Annotated in this window: 12 protein-coding genes; 7 read left to right on the forward strand and 5 right to left on the reverse strand. The window is 65.4% G+C overall.

The window, feature by feature from the left end; genetic code table 11:
- Nucleotides 1-43 precede the first annotated feature (43 nt).
- Nucleotides 44-1444, reverse strand: coding sequence for an amidase (locus C2L64_RS03985; RefSeq protein WP_090838141.1), 1401 nt, complete (start codon nucleotides 1442-1444; stop codon nucleotides 44-46).
- A 205-nt stretch (nucleotides 1445-1649) separates the two neighbouring features.
- On the opposite strand from C2L64_RS03985, the gene C2L64_RS03990 reads away from it, so the two are divergent.
- The 3 genes from C2L64_RS03990 (at nucleotide 1650) to C2L64_RS04000 (ending at nucleotide 6012) form a co-directional block, all read left to right on the forward strand.
- A complete protein-coding gene (locus C2L64_RS03990; RefSeq protein WP_007576491.1) occupies nucleotides 1650-3407 on the forward strand; it encodes a cation:proton antiporter in 1758 nt (585 codons plus the stop codon).
- 161 nt (nucleotides 3408-3568) lie between these two features.
- Nucleotides 3569-4993, forward strand: a complete 1425-nt coding sequence (locus tag C2L64_RS03995) for a gamma-glutamyl-gamma-aminobutyrate hydrolase family protein (RefSeq protein WP_090838139.1) — start codon at nucleotides 3569-3571, stop codon at nucleotides 4991-4993.
- Between the two features lie 275 nt (nucleotides 4994-5268).
- A complete protein-coding gene (locus C2L64_RS04000; RefSeq protein WP_090838137.1) occupies nucleotides 5269-6012 on the forward strand; it encodes a DUF2968 domain-containing protein in 744 nt (247 codons plus the stop codon).
- A gap of 132 nt (nucleotides 6013-6144) precedes the next feature.
- Here C2L64_RS04000 and C2L64_RS04005 read toward each other — a convergent pair whose 3' ends face one another.
- Together C2L64_RS04005 and C2L64_RS04010 are read right to left on the reverse strand one after the other, a co-directional pair.
- Nucleotides 6145-7290 (reverse strand): hypothetical protein, encoded by a 1146-nt coding sequence (locus tag C2L64_RS04005; RefSeq protein WP_090838135.1) that lies wholly within the window; start codon nucleotides 7288-7290, stop codon nucleotides 6145-6147.
- A 206-nt stretch (nucleotides 7291-7496) separates the two neighbouring features.
- Nucleotides 7497-8054, reverse strand: a complete 558-nt coding sequence (locus C2L64_RS04010) for a GNAT family N-acetyltransferase (protein WP_086916310.1) — start codon at nucleotides 8052-8054, stop codon at nucleotides 7497-7499.
- Nucleotides 8055-8477: 423 nt separating this feature from the next.
- On the opposite strand from C2L64_RS04010, the gene tcuC reads away from it, so the two are divergent.
- Nucleotides 8478-9779 carry an MFS transporter gene (tcuC, locus tag C2L64_RS04015; protein ID WP_007576501.1) on the forward strand — a complete coding sequence of 434 codons (1302 nt, stop codon included), beginning with the start codon at nucleotides 8478-8480 and terminating at the stop codon, nucleotides 9777-9779.
- 84 nt (nucleotides 9780-9863) lie between these two features.
- On the opposite strand, the gene C2L64_RS04020 is transcribed toward tcuC, so the two are convergent.
- Complete coding sequence (locus C2L64_RS04020) at nucleotides 9864-11711, reverse strand: tetratricopeptide repeat protein (RefSeq protein WP_090838133.1); 1848 nt, start codon at nucleotides 11709-11711, stop codon at nucleotides 9864-9866.
- A gap of 148 nt (nucleotides 11712-11859) precedes the next feature.
- Between C2L64_RS04020 and C2L64_RS04025 the strand changes: the two genes are divergently transcribed.
- The 3 genes from C2L64_RS04025 (at nucleotide 11860) to C2L64_RS04035 (ending at nucleotide 15104) form a co-directional block, all read left to right on the forward strand.
- Nucleotides 11860-12204: an ArsR/SmtB family transcription factor gene (locus tag C2L64_RS04025; protein WP_007576505.1), complete on the forward strand. Its 345-nt coding sequence runs from the start codon at nucleotides 11860-11862 to the stop codon at nucleotides 12202-12204.
- The gene (locus C2L64_RS04030) at nucleotides 12201-13265 is read left to right on the forward strand and encodes a cation diffusion facilitator family transporter (protein ID WP_007576507.1); all 1065 of its coding nucleotides are present in this window, start codon (nucleotides 12201-12203) and stop codon (nucleotides 13263-13265) included. Before C2L64_RS04025 ends, C2L64_RS04030 begins: the two co-directional genes overlap by 4 nt.
- 111 nt (nucleotides 13266-13376) lie before the next feature.
- A complete protein-coding gene (locus C2L64_RS04035; RefSeq protein ID WP_090838131.1) occupies nucleotides 13377-15104 on the forward strand; it encodes an FAD-dependent monooxygenase in 1728 nt (575 codons plus the stop codon).
- Between the two features lie 316 nt (nucleotides 15105-15420).
- Here C2L64_RS04035 and C2L64_RS04040 read toward each other — a convergent pair whose 3' ends face one another.
- Complete coding sequence (locus C2L64_RS04040; protein ID WP_007576511.1) at nucleotides 15421-15675, reverse strand: formate dehydrogenase subunit delta; 255 nt, start codon at nucleotides 15673-15675, stop codon at nucleotides 15421-15423.
- Nucleotides 15676-15683: the final 8 nt, after the last annotated feature.

Below are 15683 nucleotides of genomic sequence, written 5' to 3' on the forward strand. Positions count from 1 at the left end.
ATGCCGGGGCCTCCGCAAGTGACGCCGCCCATGTCAACAAATCTCAGCGAATCGTATTCAATACCGCTTCGACGGCCCGTCCTATTCCCAGCAGCGCGTCGTCCGCGTGCGGCGCGGCGGCCAGCATTAGCCCGACAGGCGCGCCGCCGCGTGGATGACAGGGCAGCGAGATCGCGCACGCGTCGAGAAAATTGAAAGCGCTCGGGTTGCGCAGCACGAGGCCGTTGGCGCGGAAGAACGCCTCGTCGTCATCGACCAGGCCGGCGACGCGCGGCGGCACGATCGGCACCGTCGGCGCGACGACGGCGTCGAAGCGCTGCCACATCGTGCGCGCTTCGGCCAGCATGGCGGCGCGTTCGGCGAGCAGGTCGAGATAGTCGGCGGCTGTCGCCGGCTGGCCCTTCAGGATGCGCGTGAGCACGCGCGGATCGTACGCGTCGCGTTGCGCTTCCAGGAGCGGCCGGTGCCACGCGTAGGCTTCGATCGGCGAAAAGCCGAAGCGGTTGATCGTGGCGAGCCGGTCGAGCGGCGCGAAGCGCACGTCGCTGACGATTGCGCCCGCCGCCTCCAGATGCTTGAGCGCGGTGTCGTAGGCCTGCGCGACTTCCGGCTCGACATCGTCCGTCACGTAATGGTTCAGCACGCCGAGGCGCACGCCTTCCAGCCGACGCGCAGACGGAACGACAGGCTCGAGCCCGGCGAGAATCCGGTCGACCAGCGCGCAGCACGCGACCGTCGCGCCGATCGGGCCGAAGGCGTCGAGCGTCGGCGAAAGCGGCACGCCGCCTTGCTTCGGCACGCGGTCGGCGGTCGGCTTGAAGCCTGTCAGGCCGCATAGCGCGGCAGGAATGCGCAGCGAGCCGCCCGTGTCGCTGCCGAGCGCGACGGCCGCCATGCCGTCCGCCACCGACGCCGCCGCGCCCGACGACGATCCGCCCGACACCCGTTCGTCGCCCTTCACGCCGCGCCGGTACGGCGACAGCGGGTTGCCGTAGTGCGGGTTGAGGCCGAGGCCGGAGAACGCGAATTCGCTCATGTTCGTGCGTCCGACGATCACGGCGCCCGCGCGCTTGAGTCGCGCGACGGCGGGGGCGTCGGACGTGGCGGGCGCGGCGTTCGCGAGCACCTTCGAGCCGGCGCGCGTCACCTGGCCTTCGATGTCGAACAGGTCCTTCACCGACACGGGAATGCCCGCGAGCGGCGACAGGACGGTGCCGGCTGCGCGCAGGCGGTCGTGCGCGTCGGCGGTGGCGCGGGCGTTGTCGGCGTCGACCTGCATGAAGACGGCCGCGCCCTGGCCGGCGGGATCGGCGATGCGTTCGAGCGCCGCTTCGACGAGCGCGCGGCTGGTGGTACGGCCGGCGGCGAGATCGGCGGCGAGCTGGGCGAGCGGCGGGAAGGGCGTTGAATCGGGTGACGCGGCGGGTGACGTGGCGTTGGTCATGGCGTTGAGATCGAAGGTCGGCAGTCGAGAACCGTATTGTGACGCGTCGGGCGCGATCGGCGCGAATGCATCAAGACCGCGCGACGCCGCGCGAGTTTCGCCGAAAGCCGCTGTTTGTATCCTTTCTTCGTGCTGCGCTAAATGGTTTTTAACCGTTCGTGCGTTACCATCGCGTTCTGGATTACTTTTTGTAAGGAACAAGACTATGCACCACGGCATCGGCTTCATTCAGGATCTGGCAGTCGTAATGGCGCTCGCCGGCGTCGTTACCGTGCTGTTCCATCGCCTGAAACAGCCGGTGGTGCTCGGCTATATCGCGGCGGGCGTGATCATCGGGCCGTACACGCCGCCGTTCCAGCTGATCCACGACGAGCAGACCATCCAGACGCTCGGCGAACTCGGCGTCGTGTTCCTGATGTTTTCGCTGGGTCTCGAGTTCAGCCTGCGCAAGCTGTTCAAGGTCGGCGCGACGGCCATCGTCGCCGCGCTGTCGGAGATCGTGCTGATGCTGTGGATCGGCTACGAGATCGGCAGCGCGTTCGGCTGGAGTTCGATGGATTCGCTGTTTCTCGGCGCGATCCTCGCTATTTCGTCGACCACCATCATCGTCAAGGCGCTCTCCGAACTCGGCCTCAAGCGTGAGAGCTTCGCGCAACTGGTGTTCGGCATTCTGATCGTCGAGGACATTCTCGCCATTGCGATGCTGGTGCTGCTGTCGGGTATTGCGCAGACGGGCGAGCTGTCGGCGGGCGTCGCGTTCGTCACGCTCGGCAAGCTGATGCTGTTCATGACGGTGTCACTGGTGGTCGGCATTCTGGTCGTGCCACGCGCGCTCAACTACGTCGCGAAGTCGCAGAGCGACGAGATGCTGCTCGTCTCCGTGCTCGGCTTCTGCTTCGCGTTCTGCCTGCTGGTCGTCAAGCTCGACTACAGCATCGCGCTCGGCGCGTTCCTGATCGGCGCGATCATGGCCGAGTCGCGCCACCTGCACCGCATCGAGCATCTGATCGCGCCGCTGCGCGACGCGTTCTCGGCGATCTTCTTCGTGACCATCGGGCTGATGCTCAACCCGGCCGTGCTGGTCGACTACGCGTGGCCGATCGCCGTCATCACGGTTGCCGTGATTCTCGGCAAGATCGTCTCGTGCGGGCTCGGCACCTTCCTCGCGGGCAAGGACGGGCGCACGGCGATGCGCGTCGGCATGACGGTGTCGCAGATCGGCGAGTTCTCGTTCATCATCGCGTCGCTCGGCCTCACGCTGAAGGTGACGAGCGCGTTCCTCTATCCGATTGCCGTAGCCGTCTCCGCGCTGACGACGCTCTTCACGCCCTACCTGATCCGCGCCGCCGACCCGCTCACGCAACGCCTTGGCCGCGCGATGCCGCGCACGGTCGCCAACGTGTTCGGCATGTACGGGCAGTGGCTCGGCAGTCTGCGGCCTGCTTCGGGCGAGCCGACCGTGTTCGGCCTCACGCGTCGGATCATTCTGCAGATCGCGGTCAATCTCGCGATCGTCGCGGCGATTTTTCTGGGCGCGTCTTATGGCGCGCCTTACGGGAGTGGATTTATCGAGAAATGGCTGCCGTCCGAGCCGATGCAGCGCGTCGTGCTATGGAGCGCGGCGCTGCTCGTCTCGCTGCCGTTTCTCGTCGCCGTCTACCGGAAGACCAAGTCGCTTGCGCTGTTGCTGGCCGAAATCAGCGTGCAGCCGGCGAAGGCAGGGCGCTTCACGAGCGCGATCCGCTACGCCATTTCGGACCTCGTGCCTGTCGTTTCGATGCTAGGCGTGTTTCTGCTCGTCGCGGCGCTGTCGAGCACGATTCTGCCGCCGACGGGCCTGCTCGTCGCCGTGCTGGTCGTCGCCGCGCTGCTGCTGACGCTGTTGTGGCGCTGGTGCGTGCGGATTCACGCGACGATGCAGATCGCGCTGCGCGAAACCTTCGATGAGCAGCCCGATCCATGATGTGGTGCGCCCGCATCGCGCCGATTGAGACACGTTCGCGCAAGGTTGCATGTTGTGTCCTGATGTGACGAATTGTGTGCTGGTTTGCCCCGGTGGGGCGCGAGGCGGATAATGAGACATGTCTAATCGTTCGCGCGCGAAGACGCGTCTGTCAAACAGTCATGAGCGAGAACAACTCCGATAACGCCGGCACACCCGGCACACCTTCTCCTTCGACGAGCCAATCCGGCGCAGCCGGGTCACCATCGTCACCGGCCCCTTCGTCGACTCCCTCGGCCCCAACACCCACGCCCACTCCCGCACGGGAAGCCAAAGAAGCGGCTTCCACCGATTCCCCCGAAAGCGCCTCCAATGTGACGCCCGAGAACGCCGCCGCCGCGCAGCGACGCGAGGCCGAGCAGGCACGCACGAGCGCCGCGCAGGCTAGCGCGCAGCAGGAAGCGGCAGCGCGGGTGCAGTCCGTCGTGTCGAACGCGGAACGGGCGGCGGCAACGGCGGCGTCGGCGAACCCGCCAGCCGCGAGCGCTGAGTCAGGCGCGACGTCCGGTGCTACGGGCGCGCCGGTTAAGGCGCCTACGGGCGGCGAGCCGGACGGCACGCTCGGCGCGTCGGCCAAAAAAGACGGCTCTCCGCCGCCGGGCTTCGGCTCGGCACCGGATTTCAGCGCATCCAATCCGCCACCCGCGAGCGCCTATCCGCCGGGACCGCCTGCTTATCTGAAGCACAACGATTCGGCGTGGTCCGTGTTCGGGCGAATCATTGCGGCGCACGCGCGGCAGATTTTCGACCGCGCGGGCCGCAGGATCACACAGCGGACGTTGCGCATTGGCGTGTCGGCGCGAATCTTCCACCCGGAGCCGGGCGCGAGAGGGTTGCGCGGGAAGACGCTGCAGTATCTGGAAGAGTCGATCGCGCACTGGGTGATGTCGCGCGACGTGCTCGTCTTCATGATTCCTACGGTCGGCCATCAGGGGATGCTGCACCCGAGCAACATCCGCCTGCGCGACTACGCGAAGCATCTGGACGGTCTGCTGCTGCAAGGCGGCGCCGACGTGTCGCCGCAGTCGTACGCTGAGGTGGCGACGCGTCCCGAATGGCCCGGCGATCGCGTGCGCGACATGTACGAACTCGAGCTGCTGCACGAGTTCGTCGAGTCGGGCAAGCCCGTGCTCGGCGTGTGCCGCGGCTGCCAGCTGATCAACGTCGCGTTCGGCGGCACGCTGTATCAGGACATCGCGACGGATGTGCCGACGGCGGGCATCCACGTCAACGAGCATTACGACCAGCATCGACATTCGATTCATTTCCCCGAAGGCTCGACGCTCGTCAACATGTTCCCGGGCCGGCGCGAGGCGATCGTCAATTCGATCCACCACCAGGCGGTCAACCAGCTGGGACGCGATCTGAACATCGAGGCGGTGTCGGGGACGGACGGCATCATCGAAGCCGTGCGCTACCGGCGCGCGCCGTTCGTGATGGGCGTGCAGTGGCACCCCGAGTTCCACCGCGCGGGCGGTCCCGAACTGCTCGATTGCACGCCGTTGCTCGATACGTTCCTGCGGGTCGCGCGCGAAACGCGCTTCTGATTGCTGCGTTTTCTGCGTTTTTCGATTTGACGCGAGCGGGCCGCTGATGGCTCGCTCGCGTTTTCATTTCTATCTGTCGCAAGTCTGCGCGGCACCTGGTTGCAAACCCATGCGCTTGGAAAACAACGGTTGTTTTTACGATCTTTTGCGTTTGCGCGTCGAATTGCTTAGTTGTCCGTTCATCTCGATTTAAAGTTCTGTCACAGCGCGTCAGAAACGGCATATTCCACGCGATAATCCGAGGCTGTTTCTGGATACGCACGGAGTATCGACGTATGAAGTACCCCTTCGATCTGCGCCGCACGGTATTGCTCACGCTTGCTTGCGCGCTCATGCATGGCGGCGTCGCGCTGGCGGCCAGCAAGTCGGCGGCAGGAGCGGGCGTCGTGCGCGCGGGCGCGGCGAAAGGCACACCCGCCGACGCGTCGGACACCCAAAGCGATGCCGAGTCCGCCGACGATACGGGCAGTGCACCCGGCCTCGATGCGAATGTCGACGCAAGCGGTAGCGTACAAGGCGATGTCGCCGATCTGATGCAACTGATCCACGACGGCGGGCTGACGGAAATGCGCACCACGTACAACGGTGGTTATGGCGCTTCGCTGTTCTTCCACGCGCAGCGCATGACGTACTACGTCGCGCTGTTTCAGGACAAGCATTTCTGGCGCGTCATCAGGACATCCGACCAGGCGCGGGCCGAATCCATCTATACCGGCTTCGCGCGGCAAACGGCGCAACTCGCTGACGTCGAGATACGCCGGGCTCAGTTGCAGGCGCAGAAGGCATCGATCGAGCGGGTGATCGGCGAGTCGCAGGCGCGCGCGCAACGGCTGCAAGCGGATATCGAAGTGGCGCGCGCCCAGGAAGCGAAGGTCGCCGACTATCAGCGGCAAACGCAGGACGAAACGCTCGCGTTGCGTGACGAAAAGGATAAGGCACAGGCGGAATTGCGTCAGTTGCAGCAGCAGGTGCTGCAGTTGCAGCGTCAGGCGGAGGCTGGGCTGCCGGGGAATCGGTGAGGCGTTTGCCTTGCGGCAATGGAAACGCAGCGTTGTGGTTTGGCGGGAAGGAGAAAAGGGCTGAGTCCAGGATTTTGCTGGACTCAGCCCTATTTGTTTGACACTGATTCGGATGGGTCGCCGCTCGCGGACTTACTTCGAAAAGCTATCGGGGACTTCGGTGACGCGCCGCTGTGACATGTGGTTCATCCACTCGGTGCTGTTGGTGTTCACGCGGTCCTGGCGGATCGTGACCGGCGCGACGTTCCGTACATGCGTGCCCGCCGACATCGTGACGGAATCATAGTCGCCATTCAGGCGCGCCGACGGCGCGAGCGGCGAATAGTCGCCCGCGACAGAAGGCAAGTGACGCGCGCGATGTCCCGTCGAAAGCCGTGCTTCCGACGATGCATGCAAGTCGTGACGCGGCGTGATGTCCGGCGCGCGGGCCGCCGCATGTGGCACGCGACGCGCGCTCGTACTGGCAAACTCATTGCGCTCGCGCTTCGTCGAGTTAGCTTTGCGTACGTCTCGCGCAGCATGATCGATCCCGGACGGCTTCGCGCTCTTTGGCGGGACGCTTGCATAGACATCGGCAGCGCGCGGAGCGATGGGCGACGCGCGCTCCGTGGTGATTCGCGAAGCTTGAGTAGCAGGCGTTTCGTGGCCAGTAGCAGGCGAAGCGGAAGCATGCGTCGTTGCTGGCCCGGTACGCGTGGAGAAAACATGTCCGGCATCACTGCCCGACGTGTCGATCGTCGTGCTCTCGTCCGGTTTGCGCGCCGTCAGATCACCGCGCGTGCGATTCCACGCGACGGGCGCATCCGCCGGGCGTTCGATATTGCCGGAACGGCTGTGCACGTTTCCATCATGATTCGCAGCGGCGTTGAGCGTCACCTCGGGCGCGTCGGCGAGCGTCGGCGACGCAGGCTGTCGCGGATGGTTCGCCATCAGCCACGCAATCGCGGCCACGCCACCGATTGCGCATGCGCCGCCCGCAAGCGTGTTCCATTGACGGCTCTCACGAGCCGGCGTGCGCGTCGGATGACGCATGCCCAGTGGAATCGGGCTGGGCGTGGCGGCAGGCGCCAGCGTGGCCATGGTAGCGGAGGGCTTTCGCAGACTGTCCGGGTCCCAACGGCACATGGTGCGGATAGCGTCGGCACTCAGGCAAAAGGTGCGTAGCATCGCGGCGTACAGCGCCTTCAGTTCCGTGCGGAAGCTGACGTTGGGCGGCAGCAGCGACCATTCTCGGCCGAGCGAGCGGGACACCAGCTCAAGAGGGCGAAGGCGCGGCATTCTGATTTCGCCGACTACTAGTGTGAGTGGGGATGTCGACACGGTCTTCGCCTCGTTCTTGTTCGTGTTGTTTGGCCTCGAAGCGGCGGACGACAGCAGATGTGAACGCAACGCACGTTCACGGCCCGGTCGAGGCGTTGGGTCGCGGTATCGTGGCAGACGGTTGTCGATTCAACGATCAGATAAATCTTAAATATTTAGTTATCTTAATAATGTGTCGATTCGCGATTCAGACGATAGACATATCTCAATGCAGTGATGTCGACGCCGCCCATATGATCGGGCTCGGCGCCCGAAAACTGCCAGCCTTGCCGTTCGTAGAACGCGATCGCGGACGCATTGCCTTCCAGCACATACAGATACAGCTGCGCCTCGCCTTGCTCGCGCGCCCAGTCCTGCGCGGCGCGCATCAGCAGCTTGCCTGCGCCGATTCCCTGGTGCGCGGGCAGCGCATGCAGATTGTCGAGCAGCACGCCCCACGGCGAATCCGGCTGACGTTCGACGCACACGAAGCCGATCGGCTCGCCTGCACGCTCGGCGACCAGCACGGTCCGCCGTTCGGCGCCCGGCGCCGACATCCGCGCACGCCAGTACGACGCGCGCTCCTGCGCGACCTCGCCGTCGAGAAATGCATCCGGCAGCAGCCCGCGATAGGTCGCCTGCCAGCTCGCGCTATGGATGGCAGCGAGGAGATCGGCGTCGGCCTCGGTCGCGGGGCGAAGCGTGAGGGACGAAAGAGCGGGCAGCGAAGCGGAATCGGACATTGCGGCGGTAGTGCGCGGTAGAAAGGAACGGATTGGCCGTCAGCAGGCGGCAAGAGAGTCACAGAGAGTCACGATACGGCGCATGTCGCCCGGCGTCACCTGGCGCGGCTTGCCGGTCGAAAACCGCATCGGAAGAATTTTCTTGGAATAGCGCGATTGTAAGAAAATTGTATTAAATGCACGCCCTTCAGAGTAACGTTATTATCACGGCAGGCCCATGTCGTAAGCGAAATATCACGTTTACCCTGATATCTCGACAGCATTTGCCGCATGAGAATACCGCGCCCACGCAAAGCGCTGCGCCCCGACGGGCGCAGACGCGACCCGGCCGAGCCGGAGGGGCATCCGCGCTGTCCCGGCGGATCGTTTGAACTGCCCAACGCTGTCTGTTCTTGCAGGCAGCGGGCTCATTTCGAGAAAGTCATGGCAATTGCATCCCATGCTCAAGTAGCGACGGACGAATCCAAGGTCCGTACCGTATTCCGCGTCGTCAGCGGCAATTTCCTGGAAATGTACGACTTCATGGTCTACGGCTACTACGCCGCTGCGATCGCGAAGACGTATTTTCCGAGCGGCAATGAATTCGCATCGCTGATGCTGTCGCTGTCGGTGTTCGGCGCGGGCTTCCTGATGCGTCCGCTCGGCGCGATCGTGCTCGGCGCGTACATCGACCATCACGGCCGCCGCAAGGGCCTGATCCTGACGCTCGCGCTGATGGCGCTCGGCACGCTCACCGTCGCGTCGATCCCGGGCTACGCGACGATCGGCGTGCTCGCGCCCGTGCTCGTGCTGATCGGGCGGCTGCTGCAAGGCTTCTCGGCGGGCGTGGAACTGGGCGGCGTGTCGGTGTATCTGTCGGAGATCGCGACCAAGGGCAACAAGGGCTTCTATTGTTCGTGGCAATCGGGCAGCCAGCAGGTGGCCGTCGTGTTCGCCGCGCTGATCGGCGTGGTCCTGAACCGCATGCTACCCGCCGACCAGATGACGGCATGGGGCTGGCGCGTGCCGTTCCTGATCGGCTGTCTGATCGTGCCGTTCCTGTTCATCATTCGCCGCTCGCTGAAGGAGACGGACGAGTTCCTCGCGAAGAAGCACCGTCCGTCGGTCGGCGAGATTTTCTCGTCGATGCTGCAGAACTGGGGCGTCGTGCTGGGCGGCATGGGCATGGTCATCATGACGACGGTGTCGTTCTACATGATCACCGCGTACACGCCGACCTTCGGCAAGGAAGTGCTGAAACTTTCGTCGATCGACACGTTGATCGTCACCGTTTGCATCGGCGTATCGAACCTGGTCTGGCTGCCGGTGTCGGGCGCGATCTCGGACCGCATCGGCCGCCGTCCCGTGCTGCTGACGTTCACGATCCTCACGATCCTGACGTCGTATCCGGCTGTGCAATGGCTCGTCGCCGATCCGTCGTTCGCGCGCCTCTTGATGGTCGAGCTGTGGCTGTCGTTCCTGTACGGCTGCTACAACGGCGGGATGGTCGTCGCGCTGACGGAAGTGATGCCGGTCGACGTGCGCACGGCGGGCTTCTCGCTGGCGTACAGCCTGGCTACGACGATCGGCGGCTTCACGCCCGCCATCGCGACGTACCTGATCCACTCGACGGGCAACAAGGCGGCGCCCGGCCTGTGGATGAGCGTAGCGGCCGTCTGCGGCCTGATCGCGACGCTCGTGTTGTATCGCACGCCGGAAGCGCGCAATCAATATCGGACGGCGTAAGCGGTCGCTGCCAGTGCCAAAAACAAAACCCCCGCATGCGTGCGGGGGTTTTTTATTTGATCGACGGCTTCGGCAAAGCAGCGCTCAACTGCGTAGCGCCGCCGCAACCTCGTCGACGACTTCCCCCCACGCGCCGGGCCGTGGCTGCCGCACGAGCCGCGCGGACGGATACCACGGGCTGCGCGCGTCGCGCGTGAACCAGCGCCAGTCGGCGGCGAACGGCAGCATCAGCCAGAGCGGCTGGTCGAGCGCGCCCGCCAGGTGCGCGATTGCCGTGTCGACCGACACCACGCCGTCGAGCCGCTCGATGATCGCCGCCGTATCGGCGAAGTCGCGGATGCGCTCATCGAAGCGATGAATGTTCTTCGCGTGCGGATGCGCGTCGAGCGCGGCGCGTTCGTCGTCGCTGAGCGCGGGCTGCAGCACGATCCAGTCGATGCCGTCGAGCGCGAACAGCGGTTCGAGCGCGGCCAGCGGCAGCGAGCGGTTTTCCTGACGCTGCGCGCGTCCCGACCACGCAAGGCCAATCTTGCGCTTCGCCTGTCCGCCGAGCGAGCCTCGCCAGGTGCGCCGCGACGCGGCGGGCGCATTCAGATACGGCGTACGCGCCGGAATCGTGTCCAGTTCGGTGCCGAGCGCGAGCGGCAGGCTCAACAGCGGGCATTGCAGGTCGGCGCGGGGCCGCGGCGCGCCTTGCGCGATGAGCGTGACACGCCATTGCTGCGCCGTCGGTTCGAGCAGCGACAGCAGCTGCGGCTGCACTTCGAGCACGACACGCGCGGCGCGCTGCGCCACCACCTCGACGAAGCGGACGAATTGCAGCGTGTCGCCGAAACCCTGTTCGGCGTGCACGAACAACGTGCGCCCGGCAATCGGCTCGCCGTTCCAGCGCGGCAGCAGCGCCGTGTCCGGCGGCAGCGCCGTGTTTTCCAGCCGCCATTCGTATTCGGGCAGGCCGCGCTTGAAATCGCCGCGCGTGAGCAGCGTCACGCCGCGGTTCATGTGCGCGATGGCTTGATCGGGCCGCAGGCGCAGCGCCTGGTCGAAGGCGCGCAGGGCGGCGTCGTACGCGCCGAGCGCGTGATGCGCGGCGCCGAGACTCAGCCAGGCGAGCGCGAAGTTCGGGTCGAGACCCACGGCGCGCTCGAAGCGCGGCCGGGCTTCTTCGTGACGGCCGAGCGAGGCGAGCGCGTTGCCGAGGCCGAACAGCGCGGGCGGCAGGTTCGTCTGCAGCGTGAGGACGGCTTCGAATTCGGCGACGGCTTCGTGATGCTGTCCCGTCGCGTCGAGCGTATTGCCCAGGTTGAAGCGCGCGGCAACAAAGCGCGGTTCGATCTTGAACGCCGCGCGAAAATGCGCGATCGCCTCCCTGGCCGAGCCGAGCGCATTGAGCGCCATGCCGATGTTGTTGTGCGCGCCCGCATGGCCGGGCCGCAGTTCGAGCGCGCGCCGGAACGAATCGACGGCTTCGCGGTGCCGGCCGAGCGCGTGCAGCGCATTGCCGAGATTGACGTGTGACGACGCGTCCAGCGGCTGCAGGCGCAGTGACTTCTGGAACGCGTCGACCGCGTCTTCGTGGCGCCCGGCGAGCGCGTACGCATTGCCGAGGTTGTAATGCGCCATCGGAAACGTCGGCGCGAGGGTCAGCGCATTGCGAAAGCGTTCGATTGCCTGGTCGAGCCGGCCGAGCGCCTTCAGCGCGTTGCCGAGGTTGAGTTGCAGCGCGGCGTCCTGCGGGCGCAAATCCGCGGCGCGGCGCACGAGGTCGGCCGCTTCTTCGTGCTGGCCTTGCTGATGGCGCAGCACGCCAAGCAGATGCAGCGCATCGACGTGGACGGGATCGAGTTCAAGCGTGGCGCGATAGTCGCGCTCGGCGTCGTCGAGCCGTCCGTCGCGATGCGCGCTGTAGGCGCGGTCGAATACTGGATGCATGACGCAGGCGAGGGTGTGAGGCAGGAAAACGCGCATTTTCCCATACTCGGCGCATGCCCCCCGACTTGACGCGGATAGTGTTGCTCAATAACATATGAACACATGTTCAAATGTACGTATCGACGTTGCGTCGATACGGGTGCCCTCAATGTCTACCGTGCTCTCTCTGAATACCGACGACCGTGTCGTGCAGATCGCCGATTTGTTCCGCCTGCTGGGCGACCCGACGCGCCTGCGCATCGTGCTCGCTTGCGTCGACGAGCGGCGCGCGGTGGGCGCGATCGCCGAATCGCTGAATCTGTCGCCTTCGCTCGTCAGCCATCATCTGCGGCTGTTGCGGGCGGCGCGCATCGTTCGCGCGGAGCGGCAGGGCAAGCAGGTTTTCTACGTCGCCGCCGACGGCCACATCAGCGGCATGCTGACCGACATGCTCGAGCACGTCGCCGAACCCGTCAGCGAATCCGCCGCCGACCTCACGCAGGATCACGCATGAAATACACCGCTCATCAGACCAACGGCACGACGCCGCAGCATCAGCCGAAGTCCGACGCGCATGTGCACACGGACGCGTGCGATCACGCGGCGCACGACCACGAACCGCACGAAGCGGGCAACAAGGGGTCGCACGCGCATCATCATGGGCACGGTGGGCATCACCACCATCACGCGCCCGCGTCAGGCCACGGACGCGCGTTCGCGCTCGCCGTCGTGCTGAATGTCACGATCGTCGTCGTGCAGGCGATCTACGGCGTGCTCGCCAATTCGACCGCGCTGCTCGCCGACGCCGGACACAATCTCTCCGACGTACTCGGACTGCTGCTCGCCTGGGGCGCAACCTGGCTCGCGACGCGCCGCCCGTCCGCGCGCTACACGTTCGGCCTCGGCGGCTCGTCGATTCTCGCGAGCCTGCTCAATGCGGGGCTGCTGCTGTTCGCGTGCGGTGTGATCGTCGCGGAAGCGGTCGGCAGGCTGTTTCATCCGTCGCCCGTCGCGGGTCTCGACGTGTTCATCGTCGCGCTCGTCGGCATGGTCGTGAACGGTTTCTCGGCATGGCTTTTCATGCGCGGCCAGGAAGACGACCTGAACATTCGCGGCGCGTTTCTGCATATGGCTGCCGACGCGGCCGTGTCGGCCGCGGTTGCCGTTAGCGGCCTCGCCATTCTTTTCAGCGGCTGGACATGGCTCGACCCGGTGATGAGCATCGTCGTGGTCGCGGTGATCGTGTACGGCACGTGGGGCCTGCTGCGCGATTCCATCAAGCTCGCGCTCAACGGCGTGCCGCCCGGCGTCGACGTGCAGAAAATTCGCGAGTATCTCGCCGCGCAGCCCGGTGTCACCGACGTGCACGACCTGCACGTATGGGCGCTGTCGACGACGGGTAACGCGCTGTCCGCGCATCTCGTGATTCCGGACGGCCATCCGGGCGACATGGTGATCGACGGGATCGTCGGCACGCTGCGCGCGGAGTTCGACATGCACCACGCGACGCTGCAGGTCGACATGGGCACGACGCAGCACCGCTGTTCGCTCGATCGCGCGCCGCACGCGCACTGAGCGATAAGTCGCATGGCTGATGCGGGTTTGATGCGCCGCGTCGTCGGCCACACCGCAGCTAGCGGAATGCTCGGCGTACACTAATGAGCATGTCCGACTGCGGAGGTCTGCATGACGGGTGCTTCCTTCGACGTGCCGCCCGTGCTGATCGTCGGCGCGGGGCCGACGGGGCTGGCGGCAGCCATGAGTCTTGCGCGTGCCCAGGTGCCCGTACGGCTCATCGACAAGGCGCAGCAAGCGGATCCGCATTCGCGCGCGATCGGCATTCAGGCGCGCACGCTCGAACTGCTGGAGCAACATCGCCTCGTCGAACGGTTTCTCGAACTCGGTCATCGCGCGCGTACCGCTAATCTGTATTCGAACGGGCATCGGCTGACGCGGCTCGATTTCGATCCGCTGCAAACGCGCTATCCGTATCTGCTGTTTCTCGATCAGTCTGTCACTGAGCGCCTGCTGACGGAGCATCTCGCGACGTTCGGCGTGCACGTCGAACGTGGCGTCGAGCTGACGATGTTCGCGCAGGGCTCGGCGGGCATCAACGCGACACTGCAACGCGCGGACGGCCGTATCGAGACGCTGCACCCGTCGTACATGATCGCCGCCGACGGCGCACACAGCGCGATCCGTCACCGGCTCGGCATGAGCTTCGCGGGTAAGACCTTCGAGCAGACCTTCCTGCTCGCCGACGTCGAAGCGGATACCGGCTGGTCCGACGACGAGTTTCATATCTTCGCGTCGGGCGCGGGGCTGGCGGCGCTCTTTCCGATGGGCAAGGGCCGGCATCGGCTGATTGCCGATCATCCCGCGATGCCGGCGCGCGAGCCGGCCGAGGCAGCGTCGAGCGGCGACCCGGCGCCGCTTGCGTCGATTCCCGCGCCTACGCTCGACGAATGCCGGCTGATTGCGAAGAGCCGTATTCATCATCCCGTCGAACTGAGCAGCCTGTCGTGGTCCGGCTATTTTCATCTGAATAGCCGCATGGTCGAGCAACTGCGCGCGCAGCGCGTGTTCCTCGCGGGCGACTCTGCGCATGTGCACAGTCCCGCGGGCGCGCAGGGGATGAATACGGGCATTCAGGAAGCGTTCAATCTCGGCTGGAAAATCGCGCGTGTGCTGAAGGGCGACGCGCCCGACCGGCTGCTCGACACGTACCATCTCGAACGTCATCCGATTGAACGCGACGTGCTGCGGCAGACGAGTTTCGTCACGCACATGGCGGAAGCGGACCACGGGCCGCTCAAGCTGCTGCGCGAGCGCGTGATGCCCGTGCTCGCCGCGCTAGGGCCGTTGCGTGATGCCGCGCGTCTCACCGTCAGCGAACTGTCTATCCAATACCGGCGCTCGCCGCTGACGCTCGAACGCATACTCGACGGCGGGCCGCGCGCAGGCGAACGCGCGCCCGATGCGCTCGTGCATGTCGTCGATGGACCGTTGGGACGCGTGCCCGGCATCGGCTGCATTTTCGATCTGCACGACCCGGCGTTCTTCTCGCTGTTTCTGCTCGTCGATCCGCCGGAGGAACCGGGAATGGGCAACGGCAAAATACTGTCATTGCATCGCAAGCCCGTGCGCGCTGCCGATCTGGACCGTTTCGCCGCCGCCGTCGAAGATCTGCTGCCGGGTGCGGTGCGCGTGTGGCGCGTGTCGGATGTGAGCGGCGAGGGCGGCGGGCCGTCGCTCAGCGAATCGTTCGGACGCACGCGGCCTTCGTTCTATCTGGTGCGGCCTGACGGTTATGTTTGCGCGCGCGGCCGGCCTGGCTCCGATCTGAACGGGCTGTTGCGGCATTGCGAAGCGTGGTTCGCGAAAGGTGCGCCGTCTGAGCCGGCGGCGCCGTGACGCACCAATGCACAAGTTCGTTGCAGGTGCTGGGATGTTTTTTTGCTTTTGCGCTGGCATCCGGGTAGCGGTGTTTGTTGCGAAGGCGTTGCCGGACTTGGCGCTGGCATCCGCGATTCGTTAGCGTGCTTCAAGCGTCGCCCCGCACAGGGGCAACGCGTGAAGTACGAAGGCATAGCGCGGATGCCAGCGACAGCAACAGCAAACCCAAAACAACGACAACCCCAAAAAAAGCGTCCGCATCGCTTCCGACACGAACGCCCAAGTGCTGTTGCTATTGCGTGAACGCCGGCCGACGCCCGGCAAATGAAGCGCCTTAAGCCGGCGCAGCCTCCTTCGGCGTCAAATCCTCGCGATGCCTGACCAGCGCCTCACGAACCATCTCGTGCAGTTCCAGCTCGACGCCCTCAGGATTCGCATGCAGCGTAGCCAGAATCGAGCGCCGCATACGCGGTTCCCAGAACCGCCGGATATGATCGGCAATATTGTCGATCGCTTCGTCGCGGTCCGGCATCGACTCGAAGAAATCGCCGATGCGGTTTGCCATGTCGACCAGGTTATGTGCGTCCATTGCGTTGC

The sequence above is a fragment of the Paraburkholderia hospita genome, assembly GCF_002902965.1.
GTDB classification, from domain to species: domain Bacteria; phylum Pseudomonadota; class Gammaproteobacteria; order Burkholderiales; family Burkholderiaceae; genus Paraburkholderia; species Paraburkholderia hospita.